The sequence below is a fragment of the Streptomyces sp. NPDC090445 genome (assembly GCF_044769385.1).
Lineage (GTDB): Bacteria > Actinomycetota > Actinomycetes > Streptomycetales > Streptomycetaceae > Streptomyces.
This window is the reverse complement of record NZ_JBIVXV010000016.1, coordinates 74,629-100,206: the sequence shown is the minus strand read 5'-3', so window position 1 is coordinate 100,206 and position 25,578 is coordinate 74,629. Positions and strand designations below refer to the sequence as shown.

Annotated in this window: 21 protein-coding genes; 5 read left to right on the top strand and 16 right to left on the bottom strand. The window is 74.5% G+C overall.

What is annotated here, in order from left to right:
* Window positions 1-315: 315 nt before the first annotated feature.
* From galK to ACIQUT_RS26260, 7 genes are read right to left on the bottom strand one after another with little or no spacing between them, the layout of a single operon-like run.
* Window positions 316-1,476, bottom strand: a complete 1,161-nt coding sequence (gene galK, locus ACIQUT_RS26290; RefSeq protein ID WP_403566190.1) for a galactokinase — start codon at window positions 1,474-1,476, stop codon at window positions 316-318.
* Window positions 1,473-2,501, bottom strand: a complete 1,029-nt coding sequence (gene galT, locus ACIQUT_RS26285; RefSeq protein ID WP_403566189.1) for a galactose-1-phosphate uridylyltransferase — start codon at window positions 2,499-2,501, stop codon at window positions 1,473-1,475. The genes galK and galT overlap by 4 nt, the downstream gene beginning before the upstream one ends.
* Window positions 2,502-2,554: 53 nt before the next feature.
* The gene (locus ACIQUT_RS26280; protein ID WP_403566188.1) at window positions 2,555-3,574 is read right to left on the bottom strand and encodes a LacI family DNA-binding transcriptional regulator; all 1,020 of its coding nucleotides are present in this window, start codon (window positions 3,572-3,574) and stop codon (window positions 2,555-2,557) included.
* A complete protein-coding gene (locus tag ACIQUT_RS26275; protein ID WP_403566186.1) occupies window positions 3,571-5,424 on the bottom strand; it encodes a glycoside hydrolase family 36 protein in 1,854 nt (617 codons plus the stop codon). Before ACIQUT_RS26275 ends, ACIQUT_RS26280 begins: the two co-directional genes overlap by 4 nt.
* A gap of 2 nt (window positions 5,425-5,426) precedes the next feature.
* Window positions 5,427-6,278, bottom strand: coding sequence for a carbohydrate ABC transporter permease (locus ACIQUT_RS26270; RefSeq protein WP_403566184.1), 852 nt, complete (start codon window positions 6,276-6,278; stop codon window positions 5,427-5,429).
* Complete coding sequence (locus tag ACIQUT_RS26265; RefSeq protein ID WP_403566182.1) at window positions 6,275-7,261, bottom strand: carbohydrate ABC transporter permease; 987 nt, start codon at window positions 7,259-7,261, stop codon at window positions 6,275-6,277. The genes ACIQUT_RS26270 and ACIQUT_RS26265 overlap by 4 nt, the downstream gene beginning before the upstream one ends.
* Window positions 7,258-8,607, bottom strand: coding sequence for an ABC transporter substrate-binding protein (locus tag ACIQUT_RS26260; RefSeq protein ID WP_403566180.1), 1,350 nt, complete (start codon window positions 8,605-8,607; stop codon window positions 7,258-7,260). Before ACIQUT_RS26260 ends, ACIQUT_RS26265 begins: the two co-directional genes overlap by 4 nt.
* 207 nt (window positions 8,608-8,814) lie before the next feature.
* On the opposite strand from ACIQUT_RS26260, the gene ACIQUT_RS26255 reads away from it, so the two are divergent.
* From ACIQUT_RS26255 to ACIQUT_RS26245, 3 genes are all read left to right on the top strand, one after another.
* Window positions 8,815-10,809, top strand: coding sequence for a hypothetical protein (locus ACIQUT_RS26255; protein ID WP_403566178.1), 1,995 nt, complete (start codon window positions 8,815-8,817; stop codon window positions 10,807-10,809).
* 90 nt (window positions 10,810-10,899) lie between these two features.
* Complete coding sequence (locus tag ACIQUT_RS26250) at window positions 10,900-11,370, top strand: hypothetical protein (RefSeq protein ID WP_403566177.1); 471 nt, start codon at window positions 10,900-10,902, stop codon at window positions 11,368-11,370.
* A gap of 155 nt (window positions 11,371-11,525) precedes the next feature.
* The gene (locus ACIQUT_RS26245; RefSeq protein ID WP_403566175.1) at window positions 11,526-11,762 is read left to right on the top strand and encodes a pentapeptide repeat-containing protein; all 237 of its coding nucleotides are present in this window, start codon (window positions 11,526-11,528) and stop codon (window positions 11,760-11,762) included.
* Window positions 11,763-11,847: 85 nt separating this feature from the next.
* Here ACIQUT_RS26245 and ACIQUT_RS26240 read toward each other — a convergent pair whose 3' ends face one another.
* Together ACIQUT_RS26240 and ACIQUT_RS26235 are read right to left on the bottom strand one after the other, a co-directional pair.
* Entirely contained in the window at window positions 11,848-12,555 is a 708-nt protein-coding gene (locus ACIQUT_RS26240; RefSeq protein ID WP_403566173.1) for an RICIN domain-containing protein, read from the bottom strand.
* Window positions 12,552-13,013 carry a hypothetical protein gene (locus ACIQUT_RS26235; RefSeq protein WP_403566171.1) on the bottom strand — a complete coding sequence of 154 codons (462 nt, stop codon included), beginning with the start codon at window positions 13,011-13,013 and terminating at the stop codon, window positions 12,552-12,554. Before ACIQUT_RS26235 ends, ACIQUT_RS26240 begins: the two co-directional genes overlap by 4 nt.
* A gap of 163 nt (window positions 13,014-13,176) precedes the next feature.
* On the opposite strand from ACIQUT_RS26235, the gene ACIQUT_RS26230 reads away from it, so the two are divergent.
* Window positions 13,177-13,713, top strand: a complete 537-nt coding sequence (locus ACIQUT_RS26230) for a hypothetical protein (RefSeq protein ID WP_403566169.1) — start codon at window positions 13,177-13,179, stop codon at window positions 13,711-13,713.
* Between the two features lie 17 nt (window positions 13,714-13,730).
* On the opposite strand, the gene ACIQUT_RS26225 is transcribed toward ACIQUT_RS26230, so the two are convergent.
* A complete protein-coding gene (locus ACIQUT_RS26225) occupies window positions 13,731-14,861 on the bottom strand; it encodes an alpha/beta fold hydrolase (protein ID WP_403566167.1) in 1,131 nt (376 codons plus the stop codon).
* On the bottom strand, window positions 14,858-15,910 hold the full coding sequence (locus ACIQUT_RS26220; protein ID WP_403566166.1) for a hypothetical protein: 1,053 nt from the start codon (window positions 15,908-15,910) through the stop codon (window positions 14,858-14,860). The genes ACIQUT_RS26225 and ACIQUT_RS26220 overlap by 4 nt, the downstream gene beginning before the upstream one ends.
* Window positions 15,911-16,163: 253 nt before the next feature.
* On the opposite strand from ACIQUT_RS26220, the gene ACIQUT_RS26215 reads away from it, so the two are divergent.
* Window positions 16,164-17,051, top strand: coding sequence for an alpha/beta hydrolase (locus ACIQUT_RS26215; RefSeq protein WP_403566164.1), 888 nt, complete (start codon window positions 16,164-16,166; stop codon window positions 17,049-17,051).
* Here ACIQUT_RS26215 and ACIQUT_RS26210 read toward each other — a convergent pair.
* The 5 genes from ACIQUT_RS26210 to ACIQUT_RS26190 form a co-directional block, all read right to left on the bottom strand.
* Complete coding sequence (locus tag ACIQUT_RS26210; protein ID WP_403566312.1) at window positions 17,018-18,064, bottom strand: class I SAM-dependent methyltransferase; 1,047 nt, start codon at window positions 18,062-18,064, stop codon at window positions 17,018-17,020. The genes ACIQUT_RS26215 and ACIQUT_RS26210 overlap by 34 nt on opposite strands.
* Before the next feature lie 98 nt (window positions 18,065-18,162).
* Window positions 18,163-19,428: a glycosyltransferase gene (locus ACIQUT_RS26205; protein WP_403566163.1), complete on the bottom strand. Its 1,266-nt coding sequence runs from the start codon at window positions 19,426-19,428 to the stop codon at window positions 18,163-18,165.
* Complete coding sequence (locus ACIQUT_RS26200) at window positions 19,425-20,270, bottom strand: alpha/beta fold hydrolase (protein WP_403566161.1); 846 nt, start codon at window positions 20,268-20,270, stop codon at window positions 19,425-19,427. Before ACIQUT_RS26200 ends, ACIQUT_RS26205 begins: the two co-directional genes overlap by 4 nt.
* Window positions 20,267-20,599, bottom strand: a complete 333-nt coding sequence (locus ACIQUT_RS26195; protein ID WP_403566159.1) for an acyl carrier protein — start codon at window positions 20,597-20,599, stop codon at window positions 20,267-20,269. The genes ACIQUT_RS26200 and ACIQUT_RS26195 overlap by 4 nt, the downstream gene beginning before the upstream one ends.
* On the bottom strand, window positions 20,596-25,557 hold the full coding sequence (locus ACIQUT_RS26190) for a beta-ketoacyl synthase N-terminal-like domain-containing protein (RefSeq protein WP_403566310.1): 4,962 nt from the start codon (window positions 25,555-25,557) through the stop codon (window positions 20,596-20,598). The genes ACIQUT_RS26195 and ACIQUT_RS26190 overlap by 4 nt, the downstream gene beginning before the upstream one ends.
* Window positions 25,558-25,578 lie beyond the last annotated feature (21 nt).

Genomic DNA, 25,578 nt, shown 5'->3' with positions numbered 1-25,578 from the left:
GATCAGGGGGCCGGACGGGGGGTGAAGTCCAGCGGCAGTGCGACGGGGGCCAGGATGCCGAACGGGTGACGGACCACGGGCATGGGGGGACCTCTCGACGTGCGCGGCGCGGGAAGTGCAAGAGAGGGGGACCACCCGGCGACGCCGAAGCGAGGCAGCAGGCGCGGGGGAGCCTCCCGTGCTACAGGACGGGCGAACGGCCGTACGGGTTCAGTCCGTTGCCCCGCCAATCGACGCCCGCGCGCCGGACCGCGCAGCGGTCGGCGTGCCCGGGCAGCCGCAGCGGGCCGACCGGGCATGCGGCAGCTCCGGCCGTCAGCCGATCCGGCGGGCCCCGGGCGACGGTACGGCCTCCAGCACGGCCGGCGCCGCGAAGCCGGCCGCCGCGAAGGCGTCCGTCACGGCCCGGGCCACGGACGCGGCATCCCCGGCCGGGACCAGGGCGATCACCGAACCGCCGAACCCGCCGCCGGTCATCCGGGCGCCCAGCGCTCCCGCCGCGACCGCGGCCTCCACCGCCAGGTCGGTCTCCGGGCAGGAGACCCGGTAGTCGTCCCGGAGCGAGGCGTGCCCCTCGGTCAGCAGCGGGCCCAGGGCCTCGGGTTCGCCCGCCGCCAGCCGCTCGACGGCCCGCTCCACCCGCGCGTTCTCGGTGACCACGTGCCGGACCAGCGGGACGAGGTCGGCGGGCAGCCGCACCAGCGTCGCGGGCAGCTCCGCCCCGGCCAGGTCCCGCAGGGCGGGCAGGCCCAGCAGGCCGGCGGCCCGCTCGCACCCGGCCCGCAGGGCCGCGTAGGCCCCGTCGGCGAGGTCGTGCTTGACCCGGGTGTCGAGCACCAGCAGGCGCAGCCCGTGCCCGGTGAGGTCGAGGGGCACCTGCCGCACCTCCAGGCTGCGGCTGTCGAGGTGGAGCGCATGGCCGCCGGTGCAGCACACCGAGGCCATCTGGTCCATGACCCCGCAGGGCACCCCGGCGTAGGCGTTTTCGGCGTACTGGGCCACCCGCGCCAGCTCCGGCCGGGACAGGCCCAGCCCGTACACGTCGTTGTACGCGACGGCCACCGCGCACTCCAGGGCCGCGGAGGAGGACAGTCCGGCGCCCGTGGGAACCGAGCTGTCCAGGTGCAGGTCGGCGCCGCCGACCGGCAGGCCCCGCTCGCGCAGCGCCCACACCACGCCGGCCGGGTAGCGGGTCCAGCCGGGCGTTCCGCCCGGGGCGAGGCCCGCGACCCGCAGTTCGGTGGTCCGGCCGTCGCCCTGGGCGCTGTGCAGCCGCAGCAGGCCGTCCTCGCGGCGGCGGGCGGCGAGCACGGCGGCCTGCGGCAGCGCCATGGGCAGGGCGAAGCCGTCGTTGTAGTCGGTGTGTTCGCCGATCAGGTTGACCCGGCCGGGCGCGGCCCAGACCCCCTCAGGGTCGCTGCCGTGGACCCGCCGGAACCCCGCGCGCACGGCTGCGGACGCGGCGGCCGGGGTCATCGCACCTCCCGCAGGCGCTGCGCAGCCGTCTCGGGGGCCACGTCGTTCATGAAGGCCTCCATGCCGGACTCGGTCCCGGCCAGGTACTTGAGCTTGTCGGCGGTCCGCCGGACGGTGAACAGCTCCAGGTGCAGGGCGAGTTCCCCGCCCCCGGTGAGCGGGGCCTGGTGCCACGCGGCGATGTACGGGGTGGGCCGGTCCAGCCCGAAGAGGCGGTCGAAGCGGCGCAGCAGGTCCAGGTAGAGGACCGGGAACTCGGCGCGCTCCGCCTCGGTGAGCCCCGTCAGGTCGGGGACCCGGCGGTGCGGGTAGAGGTGCACCTCGTACGGCCAGCGTGCCGCGTACGGGACGAAGGCGGTCCAGTGCTCCCCGGCGAGGACCACGCGCCCGGTGGCCGCGCGGGCCTCGGCGAGCAGGTCCTCGAACAGGTTCCGGCCGGTCGCGGCACGGTGCGCGGCCGCGGCGGCGAGGTGCTTGGCGGTCCGCGGCGCGGTGGCGGTGAACGCGTAGATCTGGCCGTGCGGATGGGGCAGGGTCACCCCGATCTCGGCGCCCCGGTTCTCGAAGCAGTACACCTGGACCACACCGGGCCGGGCGGACAGCGCGGCGGTCCGGTCGGTCCAGGCGTCCAGCACCAGCCGGGCCCGCTCGGGGGTGAGGTCGGCGAAGCCGGCGTCGTGGTCCGGAGTGAAGCACACCACCTCGCAGCGGCCGGTCGGACCGGACAGGGACGGGAAGCGGTTCTCGAAGACGGCCACCTCGTAGTCGGCGGCCGGGACCTCGCTCTCCCGGCCCTCCCGCGAGGGGCAGAGCGGGCAGGAGTCCGCGGGCGGATGGTGGATACGGGACTGCCGGTGGGCGGCGATCGCGACCCAGTCGCCGGTGGCCGGGTCCCGGCGCAGCTCGGGAACGCTCTCCACGCGGTCCAGCGGTCGCCGGTCCGGGGCGCGGCGGTCCCGGCCGGGGGCGCTGTCGTAGTAGATGAGCTCGCGGCCGTCCGCGAGTTCGGTGACGGTCCTGTACACGTCCTCGCCTGATCTGTCGGGGGTACGGGGATACGCGGGCGGGTGGCGGCCGCTCAGCCGCCGGCGGGAGCGGGAACGGTGGCGGGTGCCGGGGCGGTGGAGGCGCGGACGACCAGCTCGGGGTCGAACAGCAGCTCCCCGGTGGGCACGTCCCGGTTGCCGACCAGCGCCAGCACGCTGCGGCCGACCTCCAGCGCCAGCCGGTCGGCGGGCTGCCGGACGGTGGTCAGCGGCGGGTCGGTGAACTCGGTGACGCCCGTGCCGTCGTAGCCGACCACCGACACGTCCTCCGGGACGGAGCGGCCCAGCCGGCGGATCCCGCGGATCGCCCCGAGAGCCATCCAGTCACTGGCGGCGACGACCGCGGTGGCCCCGAGCTCCAGCAGGGGTGCGACGGCGGCCTGTCCGCCCTCCACCGTGTACGACTGGCGGATCACCCAGCGCCCGGCGTCCTCGATCCCGCGCCGCGCCATGGCCGTCAGGAAGCCCTGGACGCGCCGGTCGGCGGGACGGTTGCCCGCCGGCCCGGAGGCCATGCCGATCCTGCGGTGGCCCAGCCGGTACAGGTGGTCGACGGCGAGCTCGGCGGCGAGCAGGTCGTCGGTGGAGAACACCGGGACCGCCACCCCGTCCGCGAACTCGCCGTTGACGCCCACGTACGGCACCCGGCGCTGGCGCAGCAGCTCGTACGCCTCGGTGTCGGCGCCCTCGACGGTGTTGGACGCGGACAGGAAGACCACGGCCGCGATGCCCTTGTCCACCAGGGAGGACACGAAGTCGTACTCCTGCACACCGCCCGCGAAGGCCGGGCAGAGCACCGTCTTCAGGCCGTGCGGGGCGAGGGCGGACTCGATGCGCTCGGCGACGTCGGCGAAGAAGGGGTTCGACACGTGGTCGGTGACCACGGCCACCAGCCGGCCCTGGGTGGTGCGCTCGTAGCCGAGCTCGGCCATCGCCTGCTCGACCGCGTCCCGGGTCTTGCGGGCCACGCCCTGGCGGCGGTTGATGACCCGGCTGACCGTCGCCTCGCTGACCTGTGCGCGGGCCGCGATGTCGGTGATGCCGACCCTCATCGCCGTCCTTCCGTGACCGTGATCGTGAGCGAGGCCAGGCCGCCGCGGGGGACGGCCAGGGTGTGCGGCCCTTCCCCGTACCGGGCCGACGTGGACTCGATGATACGGCCGTCCGGGGCGTGGACCACCCGGGTGATCTCGGCCGGACCGCCCCGCACGGCGAGGGTCAGCAGGTCCCCGGCGGACCCGTTGACCAGCTCCACGCGGCGGTGGGCGGCCGGGTCGAGGGGGACGACCAGGTCGCCGTGCACGCTGATCAGGCAGCGGTCCCCGGCCGTGGCCCGCACCAGCGGGTACAGCTCGTCGGGGCGGCCGGGCTCCACCTCGCCGTCGAGCAGCAGATCGCGGTTCTCGTGCCAGCGGCGCAGCCAGAAGCCGATGGCCGCGCGGTGCGCCTCGGGGATCCGGTCGAGGCGCACCGACAGCTGCGGGACGGCGTGCAGGGCGCCGATCAGCTGCCGGGCCACCGTTTCCACGGGTGCCTGCGCGGACCACAGCAGCATGTCGGAGTGGACGGCGCCGCCGACCGCGAGCAGTGCGGTGTCGAGGGTGCGGACCCGGTTTGCGGCGGCGTCGGCCGGGCAGTCGTAGGAGCGCAGCAGGTTCCCGAAGGGGGCGGTGCCGGGGCCGGTGTAGGGCTGGCGGAGCTCCAGCAGCAGCCCTTCCGGGCGTACGTCCTCCAGGGCGGCCCGGACCTCGGCGAGCAGGCCGGCCATGGCCCGGCCGATGTCGCCGCCGCCGTCGCCCGCGTAGACCATGGCCTGGTCGAGGAAGTCGAGCTTCAGGCCGTCCAGTCCGTGGTCGCGGACGAGGCGGGTGCACACGTCGACGATGTGGCGGCGGACCTCGGGCCGGCGCGGGTCGAGGACGTGGGCGCCGGGCACGGTCGCCGGGGCGGGTGCGTACGGGGCCCAGCGGGCGTGGCAGTCGGCGCCCGGGCCGAGCAGCAGGGGGGCGGTCCAGGCCAGGTAGCGCAGGCCCAGGGCGCGGACGGCGGCGACGTGGCCCGTGAAGTCGGGGAACTTGACGGGGTCGGGCCGCCAGTCGCCGAGGCCCGTGTAGCCCCGCCCGTGGCCGTGGCGCTGCCAGCCGTCGTCGAGGATGAGGGTGCCGCAGCCCAGCGGGGCGGCGAGCGCGGCCTGGGCCTCGACCTCCTCGGCGGTGACGTCCTGGTTGAAGGCGTACCAGGTGGAGTAGACGGGGGTGCGGGCGCCCTCGGGGACCGGCATCGGGGGCAGTGCGCGGGCGTACCAGGCGCGCAGCGGCCGCAGGGCGGCGGCCACGGAGGGGGCGCTCGGGACGAGCAGGACCCGGTGGGTCCGGCGGGCGGGATCGGCGGGCAGCCGGAGGTGCACGACGTGGGTGTCGTTCTCCTCGGAGACCCCGAAGCGGAGGGTGGTTTCGGGGGCCGGGTCGGCGGCGGCGAAGGTGAGCCGGGTGGCGCCGGAGTGGTCGTAGAGGCAGCCCGCGGCGAGGCCGTCGACCAGGGAGACCGCGGCCCTGCCCTCCCAGTCGGCGACCAGGGTGCGGCGCCAGCCGCCCTGCGGGTGCCAGTAGCCGGCGGCGTCGCCGAGCGGCACGGAGAAGCGGATCTCGGCGGGGGCGCCGCCGGCCGCCACCTCCAGCATGCGCAGGCCGTCCGGGAGGGCGGTCAGGGTCCAGGGGGCCGCGGCGGGCTCGGCACCCGGGGGGAGGGCGAGCACCGCCACCTGGACGCCGTCGAGCAGGGGCGCGTACGGCACGGGCGGCAGCCCGGCCGTGGTCACGGGGTCCGGGTCCGGGGCCGGGTCCGGGGCGACGGCGAGGCTGTCGGTGTCGGTGTCGGTGTCGGTGTCGGTGTCGGTCGGCATGGCTACTCCTTCACGGCTCCGGCGAGCAGGCCGGAGACGAAATGGCGCTGGAGCGCGAGGAATACGACGGCCATGGGCAGGGCCGCGACGGAGGTTCCGGCGAGGATCGCGCCGTAGTCGGTCTCGTCCAGGCCCTGGAGGGAGGCGAGGGCCACCGGGATGGTGAACGAGGAGCCGTCGCGGAGCACGATCAGCGGCCAGACGAAGTCGTTCCACTGGTAGAGGAAGAGGAAGACGGCCAGGGCGGCGAGCGCGGGCCGCATGGCCGGCAGGGCCACGCTGAGGAAGAGCCGCAGTTCGCCGCAGCCGTCCATCCTGCCGGAGTCGAGCAGGGCCGGGGGCAGGGCGGCCATGGACTGGCGCATCAGGAAGATCCCGAAGGGCAGCGCCAGGTTGGGCAGGACCACCGCCTGGTAGGTGCCCAGCCAGGCCAGGTCGGCCATCATCCGGAACAGCGGGACCAGGGTGACCTGGGCGGGTACCACCAGGCCGAGCATGAGCAGGCCGAACAGGGCGTCGCGGCCGCGGAAGCGGAAGACGGCGAACCCGTAGCCGGCCAGGGTGCACACGACCCCGGCGCCGAGGGTGTAGACGGTGGACACCAGCAGGGAGTTGAGGAGGACCCGGCCGAACTGCGCCGACTCCTGGAGGGACCGCAGGTTCTCCGCCAGGTGGCCGCCGGGGAGGAGCGGCGGCGGGCTGCCGAAGATCTCCTGAGAGCTGTGGGTGGCGCCCACGACCAGCCAGTGGAACGGGACGAGGACGGCGGCCACGGTGATGGCGAGCCCCGAGGTCAGCAGCAGGCCCCGGGCGCGGCGGCGGGCGGTGCGGGGCGGCGGCGCGGCGGGGGTCATTCCTTCTCTCCCAGGACGCGGAACTGGATCAGCCCGAGGATTCCGATGAGGACGGCGAGGGCGTACGCGATGGCGGAGGCGTAGCCGAAGTCGAAGTACGTGAAGGCGTTCTGGTAGAGGTACACGCCGATGGTGAGGGTGGCGTTGTCCGGGCCGCCGCCGGTGAGGACGTACGGCTCGTCGAAGAGCTGGAGGGTGCCGATGGTGGAGAGGACGGCGGTGAGGAGCAGGGCCGGGCGCAGGCCGGGCAGGGTGACGTGGCGGAAGGCCTGCCAGGCGCCGGCGCCGTCGACGGCGGCGGCGTCGTACAGCTCGGCGGGGACGCTCTGCAGCCGGGCGAGCAGGATGACCGCGTTGTAGCCGGTGTAGTGCCAGGTCAGGGCGAGGCCGAGGGAGACCTTCGCCCACAGCGGGTCGGTCAGCCAGGGCACCGGGCCGGCGCCGACGCGGGCGAGCAGCCAGTTGACCAGGCCGTAGTCCTTGTTGAGCAGGACGGAGAACACGATCCCGTAGGCGACCAGGCCGGTGACCACGGGGAGGAAGAACCCCAGCCGGAGGATGCTCCGGCCGTGCAGCAGCCGGGAGTTCAGGGCGACGGCGAGACCGGTGGCGAGGGCCAGCATCAGCGGGACCTGGACGGCCAGGATCACCGCGGTGTTCCCCAGTGCGGTCCGGAAGAGCGGGTCGTGCAGCAGCCGGGTGTAGTTGCCGGCGCCGACGAAGGTCTCGGTGCCGCCGACGGTCCGGTGCAGGCTGAGGACGAAGGACGAGCCGATCGGGTACAGCTTGAAGACCGCGAAGAGCAGCAGGGCGGGCAGGACGAAGAGGTACGGGGCGGGGCGGCGCCGCGGGCGGCGGCTGCCCGGCGCGGGCCGGGCGGGGGCGGCGGCACCACGGCCGGTGGAGGGCGTGGCGGTTGTGGCGGCCGCGGCCGCGGCCGGGGTCGCCGGGGTCGCCGGAGTCGGCGGAGTCGGCGGAGTCACCGGGCGACCTTGCGGCCCGTCTGCCGGGCGAGCTGGTCGGCCGCCTCCCTCAGCGCGCGGGCGGGGTCGGCGCCCTTGAGGAGCACCTTGGACTGGGCGTCGGTGACCAGCTTCAGGGCGCGGGCGTAGTCGGCGGTGTAGTGGAAGGCGGGCTGCGGGGCCTTGAGGGCGGCGAGGAAGATCTCGCCCTTCCGCTGGCCGCCGAAGAACGCGGACGGCTCGTGGAAGACGGTGTCCTCGTAGGCGGCCATCAGGGCGGGGGCGATGCCCTTGCTGCGGTAGATCCGCACCTGGGAGGCCGGCCGGGTCAGGACGAACTCGATGAAGGTCCAGGCGGCGGCCCGGTGCCTGCTGCTGCCGGCCACGGCGAGGTGGGTGGAGTTCACGGTGGCGGCGGAGGAGCCGCCGCGCCGGACGGCCGGGGGAAGGCGGACTTTCCACTTCCCGGCCTGGTCGGGCACCTGCTCCTCGATGATCCCGCCGAACCAGGTGGGCCAGGGGTAGACCGCGGTGGTGCCCTGCTTCAGGGAGCCCATCAGCGCGTTCCAGCCGCCGGCCAGGTCGCTGACCAGCCCGGCGTCGTTCAGCGTCTTGATCAGAGTGAGGGCCTTGACGGCCTCGGGGGAGTCGAGGGTGATCCGCCCGTCGAGGTCGAAGCAGAAGGCGCCCTGGAGCTGGAGCAGCATCTGGAAGAAGTTCGCGGCGTCGGCCTGCGAGGCGGGCTTGTCGATGCCGAGGAGGAAGGCCCCGGTCCTGGCCTTGAGCTGCTTTCCGGCCTCGACCGTGTCGTCCCAGGTCTGCAGGGCCTCGGCGTCCAGGCCGGCCCGCTCGAAGAGGTCGGCCCGGTAGTGGAACCCGGCCGAGTTCGCCTCCCAGGGCAGGGCGTTGACCCGCTTGCCGTCGGGGGAGACGGTCTGCCACAGGCCGGGGGCGAAGGCGTCGCGGTGGGCTCCGGCACCGAGCGGGGCCAGGTCGGCGAGGCCGCCGGGGAACTTCTCGACGTAGCCGGGGAGGTAGTCGACCCCGATGTGCAGGACGTCCGCGAGGCCCTGGCCGCCGGCCGCCAGACCGGTGGTGATCTTGTCCCAGATGGCCGGGTTGCCGATGTCCTCGACGGTCACCCCGATCCCCGGGTACACCTTGTTGAACTCCGGTACCAGTGCCTTGAGTTCGGCGGCCGGGCCCTGCCAGGACCAGACGGTGATCCGGCCCCTGTCCTTCTCCCCGGCGGCCCCGCCGGCCGCCGCATCCGCGCCGCTGCCGGAGCAGCCGGCCGTACCGGCGAGTCCGAGGCCGGCGGTGAGCGCGCCGCCCATGCCCAGCAGTCGTCGACGCCCAAGTCCCATGGGGATCACCTCTGTTGCCCACTCGCGGGGAAGCTGACGGGCCGGAACTCAACCACGCGACTGACCGACTTGCAAGACATCGATGAAAACTTTCAGTTCGGTCGCGCAGTCAACTGCGCCTGATTCATTGCAAGTTCTCCATGCGGCTTGCTAGCGTGCCCGCGCCCTCCTCGCAGCAGACGAGGAACAGCCACCCGGGAGAACCCGATGACGCGTTCCCGCACCACCCTGCTCACGGCACTGGCCCTGCTCGCCCCGCTCCTCCCGCTCACCCTCGGCGGGACCCCTGCCGCCGCCCGGGACGGCGGGGCCGGCCACCCGGACCGCGCGGCGGCGCCCGCACCGCTCGCCGTGGCCAACCCGGGCTTCGAACAGGGCGCAACCGGCTGGCGGTTCACCGCCGGGACCGGCGTGGCCGCGAACCGTCCGCACGGCGGGAAGCAGCTGGTCTACCTGGACGCCGGAGCCGGGAAGAAGGTCTCGCAGACCCTCACCGCGACCGGGCGCGGCACCTACGACATCTCCGCATGGATCGCGACCGGCGGCGCGCGCGGCCGGTTCACCGCCCGCGTCAACGGCACCGAACGGGCCGCACAGGACCTGCCCGCCGGATCCGCCTACCGGCGCCGGACCCTCAGCCGGATCACCCTCGCCGCCGGCGACCGGCTGGAGATCGCCTTTGAGTCGGGCGACGGCTGGGTCAACGCCGACGACCTGATGCTGTCCCCGGCCTCCCCGGCCGACCCGCGGGTCACCTCGTCCGACCCGAAGGTCGTCGAGATGTTCGACTGGGCCAAGCGGAAGGCCAACAGCTGGGTGCACCTCGCGGGCACCGAGGGCCCGCTGAACGTGGACGAGAACAACACCTCGGGCAGCGGCGCCGCCGCCTACGGGCCCTCGTACTGGGCGGGCTACGCCAACCGCAGCGGCTACTACTCCCGCGACATGGCGCACCAGCTGGCCGGTGCGGGCGTACTGGGCCTGCACGCCGAGAACAGGGCCATGCTCCGCACCTTCGCCGGGTCCGCCACCGCCGAGCACAAGTTCTACCCGGTCTGGGCGCTCAACTTCGACAACCGCAGCCCCCTCTCCATCGACTACCGGAGCCCGTCCCTCTTCGTCCGCGAGGTCCCGGCCACGTTCGAACTGGTGCAGAAGGCCGAGGAGGCGTACCGCTGGAGCGGGGACCGCCGCTACCTCACCGACCCGGTGCTGTGGGACTTCTACCGGCACGCCACCCGGGAGTTCGTCGATCTGCACGACGGGCTGAAGGACAACGGCACCGTCAAGGTCGCCGAGGGCACCGGCCAGGGCATCTTCCGGGGCACCGCCAGCTACAACGAGCAGAGCGACGAGCCGCTCGCCGAGGCCGGCGACGGCATCGGCGCCCAGTACCGCGCCTACACCGCGATGGCCTCCCTCGCCCGCGCCAAGGGGGACACCGCGCTCGCCGCCGCGTACGACACCCGGGCCCGCGACCTGAAGGCCTACTTCAACACGGTGTGGAGCGGCACCGGCTCCGGCCCCGACACGATCCGCGGCTGGACCACCGACGGGCGCCCGCTGACCGGCTGGGGCAAGGAGAACAGCTGGTTCATGCCGCTGAAGCAGATCATGGAACCGGGCCCGCGCCGGGAGGCGTACCTCGACTACATCGACCGGCAGGCCTCCGGCGAAGGCCGCCCCGACAACATCGAGGCCCTCACCTACCTGCCGGACACGTTCTTCACCAACAACCGCGCGGACACCGCCTGGAAGTGGATGCGGCACGTCTACGACCGGAAGGACGTCCAGCACGTCAACGCCGCCCAGGGCGCCAACGGCGACTACCCGGAGGTCTCCTTCAGCCTCCTCGGCCAGACCGTCGAGGGCCTCCTCGGCGTCACACCGGACGCCCCCGCCCACCGGCTCACCACCCAGTCCCGGCTGCCGTCCGGCATGGACTGGGTGAAGATCGACGACCTGCGCGTGGGCCGCTCCGGCTTCTCCCTGCGCCACGACGGCACCCGCAGGTCCGTGCTCACGAACGCCTCCGGCACCGACCGCTGGACCTGGGAGGCCCGCTTCCCGGGCACCTGGTCCTCGATCACGGTGAACGGGGTACCGGTGCCGGTCCGCACCAAGGTGGTGGACGGGGCGACGTACACGTACGCCACCCCGTCCGTCGCCCCGGGCCGCACGGTGACGGTCCAGGTGCGCTGATCATCGCGTAGGCTTGCGCCATGTGAAATTTCACATGGCGCAACGATGTCCGGGCTCCCCGGGCACGCCCACACGACAAGGAGAATCCCCATGAACCACCGCTTAGCCGCCCTCGCGATCGGCGTCGCAGGCCTGACCGCCCTCACGACCGCTCCGGCCGCCGCGATGCCTTCCGCCGTCATCCCTCCCGGCGCCACCACCGAGACCGTCACCTCCTGTGGGAACTCGGCTCTCCAGGCAGGCCTGACCACCAGGCTGTGCGCAGACGTCACCGGTGACGTCGTCGAGTTCTACGGCCGGGTCAGCCTCGCCGGCCCGCCCTCTTCCGGCAGCCCGGCGCCCGCGCCGAAGGAGCTGTTCACCACGCTCTCCGCCGCGGTCGCGGACGGCACCTCGCCCGAGACGCTGGACAGGCGGGTCGTCTTCACCTCCACGACGATCGAGGTACGCGGCCTGGTGACCACCGCCGCCTGTGGCGCGACCGTCCGCGGTGCTTTCGGCGTGGCCTCGTTCCCCTGGGCGGCCCGGCCCGTCGCCCACGAGGTCACCATCAGCTGCTGACCGGTGAACACGGCTGCCTGCGACGCGGGGCCGGTGTGAGGGACGCGTGTACGCCAGCCGGTGCCGACACGGCCGCCTCCGGCGCATATGCCGGGGCCCCGGTGAACCGAATGCTAGTGATGACGTGCAAACGCACCGCACACAGGAGGTATGCAATGCGTGCACGTCTTCTCCGGTTCACCGTCGTACTGGGCGCCGCCGCGGCCCTCGGTCTCGGCGGGGCCACAGCGGCCAGCGCCGGAGGCATCGGCAACTCGGGCGTCGGAAACTCCGGTATCGGGAACGCGGGTATCGGCAACATGGGCATCGGCAACGCCGGCATCGGCAACATGGGCATCGCCAATGCCGGCATCGGCAACTCGGGTATCGGGAACTCCGGCATCGGCAACTAGCGAGTGACACGGAAGGCTCGGCTCGGGGCGCGCTGCCCGTACGGGCGGGGGCTGCGGGCCGAGCCGGTGAGCAGGCTCCCGGCCGTCAGGGCGTGAGGTGCCACCACTGATCGTCGAACTCGTCGCTGCAGGACACCTGCGCCGCGGGCCGGCCCGCGGCGCGTCCCTGCACCACCAGGCACTTGGCATGGCCGATGCTGCGGAGCGCGAAGTGCCCGGCCCTGCGGCCGGTGCCCCACAGCATTTCCCAGCGCCGCCCTTCGAGCGGGCCGGTGCAGGCGAGCTGGTGGGCGGGGGCGAAGTCCTCCTTGCCCGTCACGGTCACGCAGCGGCCGCTGGAGCCGTTCCGCAGCGTACGGGTGGCGCCGCCGTCCTGCCGGTCCAGCGTCCAGGTGCGGTCCGCGGCCGCGGTGCAGGTGTCCTGCACCGGCACGACGCCGTCCTCGGAGCCGGTCACCCGCAGGCACAGCCCGCTGTCGTCGTTGACCAGCCGCCCGGTGAGCACCGACGGGTCCGCCCCGCCCGTGCCCGGATCGGGGGCGGGCGCCGTCGCCGTGTGCGAGGGCGGGGCGGCCGCCTCCGTCCCCGGATCACCGCCGACCCGGACGGCGATCACCGTGGCCACGCACACCAGGGCGACCGCACAGGCCGAGAGGATGCCCGCGCGGTGCTCGTGGACATTGACCTGGAGGTTCCCGCTGCCGCGCTGCACACCGGCCGGGCCGTGGTAGGCCTCCCCGCGGCGGCCGCCCTCGCGCGGACCGTCGCCCCCGCCGGACTCGGCGCCGGTCACGGGCGGGAGCCGAACCGGTTCACCTGGACGTTGCCGTCCCCGGACTGGACCGCCGTCGGCCCGAGGAACACGTTCCCCGCGACACCCCCGGCGGCCGGGCGCACGACTTCCGGCGCGACCCCGTCGAGCAGCGCGCGGAGCTCCGCCGCGACCGCGGCCCGCTCCTCCGGCTCCAACTGCTCCAGCAGGTCCTCGGTACGGGTCCGCCAGGCCGCACCGTGCCTGCTCCGCTGCCCGGCGGCGCCGCCCTCCGGCCCGTCGTCGTCCCGTGCGGCCACCGCCAGTTCGGCGGCGGTCCGGTCCAGGCGTTCCGACTGGGCGGCCTCCTGCTGCCGGTTCCCGCGGCCGAGCAGTCGGGCCAGCCGGTCGCGGAACACCCGCCAGCCGTCCGTCCCGGCGGCGTGTACGACGCCCGAGCCCACCGACGCCGCCAGCGCGACCGTCGCCTCGTCCAGCATGACGCTCCCCCTTCGCCGTCCCCGCGCAGTGCCGCCACGGTAGCCCCGCCCACCGCAGCCGCGACAGCCGCGCGGGCGCCGGATCCGGCCGGGTCCAGGGCCTGTTCGCCCACGCGTCCCCGGCATGCCCAAAACCGGTTGACCCGTGGTGGAGGATGAGACCGTGATCGTCAAGGAACGCGCCGTCGAGCTCGTCGAGTCCTACCTGGCCCGAGAGCTGCCTGCGCGGCGATGGGAGGGGCCGCCCCCCACGCCGGAGATCTACGCCGTGGAGGAACGCGAGGTCGGCTGGGTCGTCCACTGGCGCTCGGCGGAGCAGGCCCGCGCCCGCAGGGCGACCGGCAGCTTCGTCGGCGGCCACTACCTGGTGGACCGCCACGACGGGAGCATCCACTACGTGCCCGCCGTGTGGTGGGACGGCGAGGGCTGGGAGGACCGGTACCTCCGGGAGGTCAAGGGCACCGGGCGGCCCGATCCACTGGCCGCCGCCGTGCGCGAGCTCGTGCACTCCTCCGGGGCCGTGGCAGCCATGGGCCACCTGCGCAGGCAGGCCCCACGGCTGGGCCTGCAGGAGGCGAAGGCCTACGTCGCGGCAGTCCGGGACGGCGCCGAACCACCGGAAGAGCTGGCGAGCCTCACCCGGCAGGAGGCGCTCCGGCCGGATCCCCCCATCGAAACGGTGGCCGGCCCGGTCCGGTAGAGGTCCGGGGCCCCCGGTCAGCGGCGCCGGGTGAGGGCGTCCACCTCGCGGACCAGGAACGTCTCCCGGCACAGCTCGAAATGGTCCACCCGCCGCAGGTCGAACACCCGCCGCACGCCGCGCTGCCGGGCCAGCCCCACCACCTCGTTGAAATGCCGCTCGAAGTGCGTGGAGAAGAAGATCTTCACGGTTCCGGACAGGGCCTGGAGCTGGTCGTAGCGCCGGAAGAACAGGTCGTACCGGCCCTCCGGCTCCCAGTCCGTCCACAGCTCCGAGGCATAGCGCTGGACCTGGTGCAGGTCCTTCTCGGTGATCTTGTGGAGGTACTCGCAGACGTTCTGGAACTCCACCGGGGAACGCGGGATGTTGGCGATCCGCTTGAGCTCCGCCAGCGGATCGTCCGGGTTCATCTGCGCCACGCTCCCCGTGATGATCATCGTGGAGTGGTTGATGTTGGGGTCCAGCAGCAGGGCGGCGGTCACCTTCGGCCTGCGGTCCGGGTGCGCGGTCCACAGTGCGGCCAGCCGGAACAGCATGTCCGCCCCGACCGAGAACCCCACCAGGGTCAGCTTCTTGTGCGGGTACTGCCGGCACAGGTTGTTGATGGCCCCGTTGATCAGATCGGCGTGGGTGGCCAGCCCGATCGGACCGTACCGGCTGTCCCGGGCCTCGTCCGCGTTGTGCCCGAACGCGGTGATGGCGACGGTGTGCTGCCGCGCCCTGTTCATGTACGGGCGGAAGTCCTCGGCGTCCAGGCCGAGACCGTGCAGCAGGACCACCAAGTGCGAGGAGGACGTACGCCGTTCGAGGTAGCGCAGTTCGCGGCCGATGACGGCCTGGTCCGACGGGAGGTCGCCGTCGAAGTCGTCGGCACGGATCTCGAACGACTGCGGGGTGACCTCGCGTTGGCCCTCCCGGCGCCGTTCCAGCCGGCCGCGCGCCCACCAGGCCGTGGAGAACACGGCGGCGACTCCGGCGGCAACGAGCGTTCCGCCGGCGGCCACATGGGTCCAGGTCCACGCGAGCATGGCGCGTGCCTCGTCGCTGTAGATCCCGACGAGCAGGCTGGCGGCCCCGCCGGCCACCGCCAGCGGTGCCTTCCACCGGGTGGCGAAGGCGGTCAGCCGTGCGGTGTCGATTCCTCTCATCGGCCGGGGCCGTCCAGACCGGTGAGTTCGGTGAAGCCGGGGCCGGCCGTGACCCTCCCGACGACGTGGGCGTCGGAGACGTCCGCGACGTGGAGCGGGCCGGCGCTGCCGGTCAGATGGGCCTCCACCCGGGCTCCCATCCGGCGCAGCCCGTCACGCGGCTCCATGCCGAGCAGCAGCCCGGGCGGGGCCAGGGCTTCCCTGATCGTGTCGACGACCTGGCCGCGGGTGGCCGCGTCGTACTGGTAGAGGACGAAGTTGCAGGTCACCACGTTGATCCGGTGGGTGCGGAGGTACCGGGCCAGCGCTTGCAGGTCGAGCACGTCGAGGGCGGAGACCGTGAAGGTGCCGTCGGCGGACTCCGTCTGCTCCAGTGACCACAGCACCTCGGAGAAGCGGTCGTCGTAATAGGCGGAGGGCCCGTGGCAGGTGCGGACCCACTCCAGGGTGGGCAGCGGCGGGGCATCGACCCCGTGCCGCGCATCCAGCGGCAGCGTCCGGTACGGCAGCGGGCAGGGGCTCCATTCGAGATCGGGGGCGAACCGGTCGAAGACCGCCTTGTTGTTGAGCTGGCGCAGCATGAGTCCGATCCCCGTGCCCACGTCCAGCAGGCGCATTCCGTCGATGCCGTGGCACGCGGCCCAGGAGCCGAGGAGCAGCTGGGGTATGAGGAACCGGCGGGCCCCCGTGAAGGAGTTGGAGCGGCCGGTGAGCACGGCCGTGATCGGCTCGTGGTGTTCCCGGAGCGTCCCGGAGAGGAGCTCGGCCCGGTCGGCGGGCGGGAGTCCGGGCGAGAAGAGCGCCGCGGCCCGCGGGTCCTGCGCGGCCACGGTGCGCAGGGCGATGCCGATGAGGGTGATGAGGTGCGAGGTGCTCATCCGGGGCCGGGTGCGGCGTACGGACTCCAGCAGCCGGTCCAGCTCGGCGGCGGAGCCGGAGCCGGCCAGCAGGGCCATCGACTCGTGCACCACCGACCAGCCGTGATTGCCCTGCTCGTGCCGCTGCATATCGCCCAACGTGCGTACCAGGAGCTCCTTGCCGTCGGACATCACCGAAGCGTCCCCCTCTTGTTCGGCTGACTGGACTGCGTGCCGGAATCAACGGTTCGATTCTTGTCCCGTTCGGTAGCCGTGCGCGTGCCACCCCATTAAGCTGGACATTCCCGGGTGGTGTCCAGAACGCAGACGGGTCCCCGCTCCGCCGACGCCGGATGGTGGTCTTACCCATTCCGGCACATGCCATGCGGTGTTGGTCTAGAGTCACTCACGACTTGCCGCACACATCTGCCAGAGGGTGGTCCGTATGACCTCTGCGTTGGCTTTCGGTCAGGTGACCGAAGGACGAACGTCGACCGGATTGAGGTACCTGGAACGAAAGTCGGACTCCGACACGCTCACGTTCTTCTTCCACGGTCTGGGCCTCGATGCGACGGACTACCTCGGCTACCTCAGCACCACGGACACCCATGGCATCGCCCTGAACCTGCGCGGCTACGAACCGGACCGATCGGCCGGGATCCCGCCGGTCCCCCTGGCCTCGCACATCCTGCTGGCCGCCGCCTTCGTCGAGCAGGTCAGCAGGGAGAACGCGGGCAAGGAGGTCGTGCTGCTGGGCTTCTCGCTCGGCGCGGACCTGATCCTGCAGCTGGCGGAGCACTGGCAGAGCGGGGGTCGGGGCGAGGTCCCGGCGGTGCGTGCCGCCCTGCTCCTCGATCCCAATGTCAATCAATCGACCATGACCATTTCCCGACTGTTCGCGAAGGCGGATCCGGCAGATCCGGTATCGGCTTTCAAGGAACTGGTCAATCTCGCTCCGGACAAGGACGGGTTCCGGTCACTCTGCCATTATCTGACGAAAGTCGCGCCAAAGGATTTTGGACAGGTGGCGCAGCTGTCCCGCGATATGATCACCTACTGGCGGCCCGACGGCTACGACCAATTCGGGGCCCGGCTGCACAATGTGACCCGTGTGGCAGAACACGTACGACTGGTTCTCTCCGCTTCCTATGGAGAGCACCTGTCCGCCATGCGCACGGCCATGGGACGGCACGGGGACGCCGACACCGTTTCCGTGGAACTCACCGGCGTCGATCACTTCGATCTGATCGACGAGGACCGCCTCGCCTCGGTCCTCGCCCCCTTCACAGGCCGATCCGGTCAGGTTTCCTCGCGTCGCGCGACCAGCCGGTAGGCGTTGGTCAGGCCCCACCGCCCGGCGAGCGGCCTCGCCACCGTCCGGTCCAGCACGGTGGCCGCCAGCAGCAGCGGCACCCCGGCCAGCAGGGTCGCGGCGCGCAGCGCACGGCGCACCGCCCCGGGCGGCTCCGGCAGCCAGGGCAGGTCCTCACCGGGTGCCACGGCGTCCAGGGCCAGCCAGGCCGCCGCCACCAGGTCCACGGCGTCGTGCGCCTCGGCGTGTTCCTCCGCCACCACCGTGAAACCGGTCTCGGCCAGCCTCCGGCGCAGGTTGGCCACCGGCACCAGGTGCAGGTGCTGCGGCTGGAGCCACGGCAGCCACCACCGGCCCAGCAGCCGGGCCCAGCGGCTCTCCGGATCCGGTACGTCGATCACCAGCAGCCCGCCCGGCCGCAGTACGGCGTGCGCCGCCTCCAACTCGCCCTGCGGGTCGGTGGAGTGCTCCAGGTAGTGGAACATGCTCACCACGTCGTACGCCCCGGGCATCGCCGCCGCCAGTTCCGTGAACGACCCGCGGTGCCCCTGCCGTACCCGTCCGGCCTGCCGGGCGAGCTCCGCGCCGTCGGAGCGGTCGAGGCCGTCGAAGACCACCTCGGGCAGGACCTCCGCGGCGCTCGCGCAGAAGTGCCCGTGCCCGGTCCCCACGTCCAGCCACTCGGCCGGGCGGCCGGCCAGGTGCGGGCGCACCGACGCGGCCCGCGCCCGGTAGGAGGCGGTGCGGCCGGCGAACAGCCCGCCGAGGCGTTCCTCGCCCAGGCCGTCGTAGAAGTCCCGGTAGTAGAAGGCGAGTCCGCGCTCGCTGAGCCGGGGGTTCTGGAAGACGTGCCCGCAGTCGTGGCAGCGGTCCAGGCGGAACTCGCCCGGCTTGTGCTGCAGGAGGTCGGTGGTGTGCAGCCGGCCGCCTAGCCGGGCCGAGCCGCACCAGGGACACCGGTGCTGCCGGGCCTCGAAGAAGACACCGGTGCCCTCCGCGAGTTCCCGCCGGTAGGCGGCGCGCAGCGCGGCCACCCGGGCGGCGCGTTCCCTGTGCCGCCGCGTACGGCCGGTGGCGGGAGGGGCGCCGGTGCCGCGGGGGTCGCGCGTGCCGTCTGCGTGGGGTGCGGAGCTCATACGGGGGCCTCCTGCCCTGCCAGCCGTTCGAGATGGTCCGCCGCGGCGGTCGCGCCTCCTGCCGCACGGAAGGCGGCGGAGACCTTCGCGGCCGCCCCGCGGACGTGCGGCTCGCCCAGTACGGTGTCCAGCGCCGCGCCGATCGCGGCGGCACCGGCCCGCCCGAAGCGGATCCGCACCCCCACCCCGGCCTCCGCCACCTGTGCGGCGATCACCGGCTGGTCGTCGCGGATGGGCGCCACGACCAGCGGCACCCCGTACCACAGCGCCTCGCACACGGTGTTGTGGCCCGCGTGGCAGACCACCGCGGCCGCGCGCTCCAGCAGGTCCAGCTGCGGGACGTGGGGCAGCGCGATGACGTCCGGGTCGCCCGGCCGCCCGCCGAGCACGCCCTCCGGATCGGCCACCACGGCCTGCACCCTCCCGGCCCGGGCCCGTACCGCGCTCGCCGCCTCGGTGAGGAAACGCCCGCCGGCGCCGGCGTTCGCGGTGCCGAGCGTCACCAGCACCAGGGCCCGGCCCGGATCGAGCCGGTCCCAGGGGAACGCGGCGGGGCGGGGCCGTGCGGCCAGCGAAGGGCCGACCCAGCGGACCCGGTCGCCGCCGCGCGGGGTGGGACCGGCCAGTTCGGGGGTGCTGAACGCGAGGACGAGGTGCGGGGAGAACCGGGGGTCGCCGGTGCCGCCCGGGCGCCCGATCCGTGCACGCAATTCCCTGAGCAGCGTGTCGTTCCAGGCGGCGACCCGCGGCATCGAGGCGAGCGCGTCCGCGAACTCCGCCGATGTCGTCGCCGACGTGGCCCACGGCAGCCCCAGGTCCTCGGCCACCAGGGCTCCGGCGAGCGCCTGCTGGTCGGCGACGACCACGTCCGGCCGGAAGGCGCCGACCGCCTGCCGCACCCCCGGCGCCATCGCCTCGGCGAGCGGGACCAGGAAGCGCTCCCACAGGAAGCGCAGCGCCTCGGGACCGCGCAGGTCCGGCGGCCGGACGGCACCACCGGCCACGCCCTCGCCCGGCCCGGCAGGCCCTGCCGGCCCGCCCTGCCCGCCCGGCTCGCCCGGGCTGTCCGGCGCGTCCGGCGTGCCCGGCTCCTCCGGCGGGCACGGGTGGACGGTCGCGTCCGGTCCGGCCAGTCGGCGGATCAGCGCGGGTTCGCCCGCCCAGGCCACCTGATGGCCGCGGGCGGCGAGCGCGGAAGCCACCCCGACGAGCGGGTTGACGTGCCCGACCAGCGGCGGCACGACGAACAGGAAGGAACTCACCGGGCACGCACCTCCGGCCCGGCCGCGACCGGCTCCCTCGGGACACGGTCCGGGCCGTGGCGGCCGACCCAGTCCAGGATCGCGTCCCGCACCCGCCCCGGCGCCTCCACCAGCACCGAGTGGCGCAGGCCCGGCACCAGCTCGGTGGTGCAGTGCGGCAGCAGCGCCCGCATCCGGGGCGCCTGTTCGGCCAGGTCGGAGTCGGCACCGTAGAGCGCGAGGACGGGACAGCGGACGGTGCGGATCTGCGCGTCGTCGAGCACGGGGCTGGCCGGGATGTCCCGGGCGAGGGTCGTGTCCCGCACCAGCCGCCCGGCGGACCTCGCCAGGCGGGCGGTGTGGCCGCCGTGGTGGGCGGCGATCCAGTCGAGGGCGGCGCCCTCGTTGACGCTCATCTCGTGGCGGACCCGCTCCAGCAGCCCGGCCAGCTTGACCGCCCACGCGGCGGTGGCGGGTTCCGACTCGACGACCAGCAGGCTCGCCACCCGCTCCGGGCGCCGCCGCGCGTAGGCGAAGGCGACCGTCCCGCCGTACGAGTTGCCCACCAGGTGCACCGGTCCGGGCAGCCGGAGCCCGGTGAGCAGGGCGTCCAGGTCGTCGGTGGCGTCGTCGAGGCCGTATCCGGAAAAGGGGCGGCCGCTGCGGCCGTGTCCCCGCTGGTCGTACATGACCACGTCGAGCCCGGCGGCGGCGAGGGCCGGCGCCACGGTGAAGTAGTAGCTGGCGAGGCTGTCGGTGAGCAGGCCGTGGACCAGGACCACGGTGGCCCGCGCCCGTCCGCCGTCCGCGGGCGCGAGGCGCTGCACGTGCAGCCGGACCCGGCCGGTGTCGAGGACGGTCATCGCGGGCCGGCCCCGCCCGCGGCCTTCAGGCACAGGCAGATGTGCTCGACCAGCCGGCCCACGTCCAGGTCGATGATCTCCTCCAGCTCCATGCCGGCCACGAACTCGGCGAAGTTCACCGCACGGCCGTAGCGCTCCTCCAGCAGGCCGGCGAGCGCCACCAGGTCGATGCTCTCCAGTTCCAGATCGCTTCCGAAGCGGGTCCGCATGGTGACCTCCCCCTCCTCCAGCTCGTACCCGTCCAGTACCTGCCGGATCATGGAGGTCAGTTCGGCGAGCACCTCCGCCTCGTCGGCGCCCTCGGACACGCCGGGCCGGCTGGTCGTCACGACTCGCTCCCCTCGTCACGGTCGTCGCCCGCGCCCGGCGGTTCCGGGTCCGGGCCTTTCGTCCACGCCACGACGTACGCGCGCGGTGGCAGTCCGGGCGGATTGGCGACCCGTACGCAGTCCACCCGGTACACGCGGGCGGCCGGGACCCCCGGCGCGTCCGCATGGCCCGTACCGCCCGTACCGCCCGGATCGTCCGGTGCCCCGAGGGCCCGTGGTGTGTGCGGCCGGCGGACGCGGACCGTCAGCCGGTCCGGGTCCGCGGCCGTCACCGCGATGTCCCTGGGACGGCCCGCGAAGCCCGTGCCCTCCGCCTTGGCGACGGCCTCCTTGGCCGCCCAGAAGCGGGTGAACCACACCTCCGGCGCCTCCTCGGAGCCCGCCTGGCAGGCCGTCAGGAGTGCCCGCTCCTCCGGTCCGCACACCGTCGCCACGGTCGCCTCGGCCGGCACGGCGATCTGCTCGATGTCGATTCCCGGCCCCGGCCCCCGTCCGGGGCGGGCGAGTGCGACGCCCGCCTCGGCGCAGTGCGCCAACGACACCTCCAGCGGCGGCAGCGTACGGCCGTGCCGCCCGCCGACCCTCGGCCTCCCGGACGACGCGTTGTCCACGAGGAGTTCGGCGGGGAAGACGGACCCCTCGCCGGCCTCCCACAGCAGGCGGCGCACGGCATCCTTCGCGGCGATCCGGCCCAGCAGCCACTGCCGGCGGCCGCGCGGCGGCCGGGCGGCGTAGGCGGCACGCTCGGGTCCGCCCAACACGTTACGCATGATCAACTCGCGGGAGGCCAGGTCGGGCCAGCGCTCGAACACCAGCGACCAGCCGCCCGGCGTGGCCGCCGAGAGCGTGTTGCGGTCGGGGAAGCGTTCCACCGGCCGGGTGTGCGGATCGTTGTCGAAGCGGCGGTCCTGCCAGCCGGTCAGCTCCGCCCACACCCGGCCCGCCACGGTGAGCACCGCGTCGGCCTCCAGGACCGTCTCCGTGAGGGAGGTGATCCGTACCAGGCACTCCACCGGCGTGCCGGGCCGCGGGGACGGGCCGAAGAAGCGCATGTGCCGCATCCGCACAGGGAAGACCACGGTCCGGTCGGTACGGGTCGCCATGATCCAGTAGCCGAGGACCTGGCCGACGTTGTCCAGCAGCGCGCCCGGCGCGGGCGGTGTGGTGAGGGTGGCGCGTACGTGCCGGTCGCCGATGGCGGTGAGCCGGCTCATGCCCCGGTAGGCCGGGCCGTGGAACATCCAGCGCTCGCGGTAGACCTGCTCGGCGGTGTGGTCGGGCACCCGCTCGGCAGCGGGGTCCGGCGGTCCGGGCGGCAGCGGCGCCGCGGGGTGACGGCCGGCCAGCTCCACGACGGCGCGCGCCTGCGGTCCGAAGGACACCGCCACCCGGCCCGGCCCGCGCGGGGTGACGGTGACGTCGACGTCCAGCGGCTCGGCTGCCGTCAGCCACCGGTCGAAGCACGCGTCGTGCACCGCCACGGCCACCTGTCCCGGTACGGCACGCTCCGCCGCCGCCGTCATGAGCGCCACGATCGTCGTCGCCGGCACCACCGGCCACCGGTCCGCGACGTCCGGCCAGTCCGCGCGCTGCGGAAAGAAGCAGTGGTCCAGCAGGTACGGCATGTCGTCCACCGAGACCCGCACGGTCTCGGACCGGGCGGCGGGCGGCCAAGGCCCCGACCCCGGCCCCGGTACCGGCCCCGGTGGTTGCGCGGGCCCGGCGCCGGGACGGTGCCGGTCGCCGGAACGGGGTGCGGCCGGGGCGGCCGGGGGGCCGGCCGCGGGGTGTGCTTCCGGAAGTCGCCCGCGGGCGGCGGGCATCGGACCGCGACCCGGCCGTGCAACGGGCGCCGACGTCGACGCCGGCGCCGGACGGCGTACGGTCGGGGCCGGACGGGCCGCGGTGAGCAGTGCGGCGGCGGCCTGCGCGGCCTGCGCGGTCTCGTGCAGCAGAGCCGACAGCTCCGCCGCCACGGATCCGGTGGCCGCCGACGCAGGCCCTTCCCCGGGCTGCCCGGGCTGCCCGGCGGAAGGGGCGCCGACTGCCGGGCGCGCGGCATCAGGCACGGCGCCCGGCGCGGCGGGCACAGCAGTGGGTGAGGGCCACGGGGTCAGGGCCGGCCGGGCCGACGGCGGCAGGCTCACCAGCGCACTGCCCAGGTCCAGCCGCACCGGACGCCCGAGCCGGGGGCCGCCGGGGCCGACGGAGCCGGGCCGCCCGGCGCGCCCGGACACGGTCGGCGCGTCCACCGCCTGCGGGCCGGTGCGGGAGCCCGCCGTCCACAGGGCGGTGGCCACCCGCCGGAGCTGGTCCAGCCCCCCGCGCCGAGGGGAGTTGGCGGCCACCACGAGATGGTCCCGCCCGGCCAGAGTGTCCCCGACCAGGGAGCCCAGCTGTCCCGGCCCCGCCTGGACGAAGACGCGGAACCCCGCCTCGTACAGAGCCCCGGTCAGCATGCGGAAGCGGACCGGTTCGAGCAGGTGGCGTACGAACAGTTCCCGGATCCCCGCCTCGTCGGCCGGGAACGGCGCCCCCGTGGTCCCGGACCAGACGGGGGTGTGCGGGGCGCGCAGCGGCAGGCGTTCGGCAGCCTCCCGGAACGGCCCGACACAGGGGGCGAGCATCGGGGTGTGGAAGCCGGAGCGGAACGGCAGCGTGCGCACCAGCACGCCCTCGGCGCGCAGCGCGGCGGCGAACCGCTCCACCGCGGTGGGCGGTCCGCACACCATGCACTGGTGGGGCGCGTTGTCGTGCGAGACGACCACCCCGGGGTGGTCTCCGGCGGCCAGCAGTCCGGCCACCCGGTCGGCGTGTGTGCCGACTGCCGCGTACGCCAGGTCGGCGGCCCTGACCGTCTCCGGGTCCAGGGCGGCCATGAGCGCGTCCACCGCCTCCTCCTCGTACAGACCGCCCGCGACCATCGCCGTCCACTCGCCGACGCTGTGTCCGGCGACCGCGTCGGGGACGACGCCGATGCGGCGCAGCGCGGCGTCCAGCAGCCGGCCGACGGCGACGACGCCGAGCCCGTGCCGGCCGAGCAGGCCTGCGCTGCCCGGTCCGCCCGGTCCGCCCGGTCCGCCCGGTCCGCGCGGCGCGCCGCCCGGGGCGCCGTCGGGTGCGGCCGGGGGCCGGGGCAGGCCGAACCGGTCGGCGATGTCCTCGACCCGGGGCGCGAAATCGGCCTCCAGACCGGGGAAGAGGAAGACCGTCCGGCCGGCCTCGGGTGCGCCGGCGCCGAGCAGCGGGCGCGGGCGGAACCAGATGTCGCCGCGCCCGTGCCACGGCTCGCCCTTGGCGACGGCCCGCCGGGCCAGGGCGAGCCGCTCGGGGGTGGGGCCGACGATGCCCAGCCGTACCGGCCCGGCTTCCACGCCGGCCGGGGCCCGGCCCGACGCCCCGCCCGCCGGCCCCGACGCCCCGCGCTCGTCGAGGACGCCCGCGAGGGCTTCGGGTGTCGCGGCGGCCAGGAGCAGGACGCGTTCCGGCTCGTCGACCACGGCCCGCTCCCGCGGCGCGGGCGGGGCGGGGACGCGGGCCGGTGCGGTGCCCGCGCCGTGCGGGGCCTGTTCGAGGACGACGTGGGCGTTGATCCCGCCGAACCCGAACGCGTTGACCGCCGCCCGGCGCGGCCCGCCGTCCGGCCCCGGCTCCCAGGGGGCCGCCTGCGCGAGCGGACGGAAACGGGTCCCGGCCAGCGCCGGATGCGGATCCTCGCAGTGGAGGGTGGGCAGCAGCACGCCGTGGTGGACGGCGAGCGCCGCCTTGACGAGCCCGGCGACGCCCGCGGCGGGCATGGCGTGCCCGATCATCGACTTCACCGACCCGATCACGGGCCGGTACGCCGACGGGTGCCCGGGTTCCGCCGGGCCGAACACCTCGCGTACGGTCGCCAGTTCGGCGGCGTCCCCGGCCGGGGTCGCCGTGCCGTGCGCCTCCAGCAGCCCCAGCGAGCCGGGTGCCGCCGGGTCCAGGCCGGCGGCCCGCCAGGCCGCCCGCACCGCCCGCGCCTGCCCGGCCGGATCGGGGTTCACCAGGCCCGAGGTACGGCCGTCGCTGCTGACCCCGGTCCCGCGGATCACGGCGTAGACCCGGTCGCCGTCGCGCTCCGCGTCGGCGAGGCGCTTGAGCACCACCACCCCGGTGCCCTCACCGATGAGGAGACCGTCGGCACCGCGGTGGAAGGGGCGGATCCGCTCGCTGGGCGAGAGGGCGCGCAGCTGCGAGAACACGCTCCACAGGGTGATGTCGTGGCAGTGGTGCACGCCTCCGGCCAGCATCAGGTCGCACCGGCCGGAGACCAGTGCGGCGACCGCCTGGTCCACGGCCAGCAGCGACGACGCGCACGCGGCGTCGACCGTGTACGCGGGCCCCCGCAGGTCCAGGCGGTTGGCGACCCGGGAGGCGGCGAGGTTGGGCACCAGCCCGATGGCGTCCTCCGGCCGGTCGGGACCCAGCCGTTCGGTGAACGCCGCCCGCACCCGCTCCAGCTGGTCCGCATCCAGGCCCGGCAGCAGCTCGCCGAGGGTGCGCACCAGCTGGCCGGCGGTGCGGACGCGCTGGTCGAGGCGGACCAGGCCGGGCGTGAGGTAGCCGCCGCGCCCCAGGACGATCCCGATGCGGTCGCGGTCGGGAAGCCGGTCGGTGCCGCCGGCGTCGGCCAGCGCGTTCGCCGCCACGTGCAGCGCGATCAGCTGGTCCGGTTCGGTGCCGGGCACGGAGGACGGCATGACGCCCCAGCGGGTGACGTCCACCTCCGCGACGGCGTCCACGAACCCGCCGCGCCGGCAGTACACCCGGTCGGCCGCCGCCGGCTCCGGTGCACTGCCCGGGCGGTAGTAGGCGGCGTCCCAGCGCCCGGGCGGGACCTCGCCGATGACGTCCACACCCGTGCGCAGGTTGTGCCAGTACGCGGCCAGGTCGGGTGCGCCCGGCAGCAGCACGGCCATGCCGGTGATGGCGACGGGGACGGCACGTAC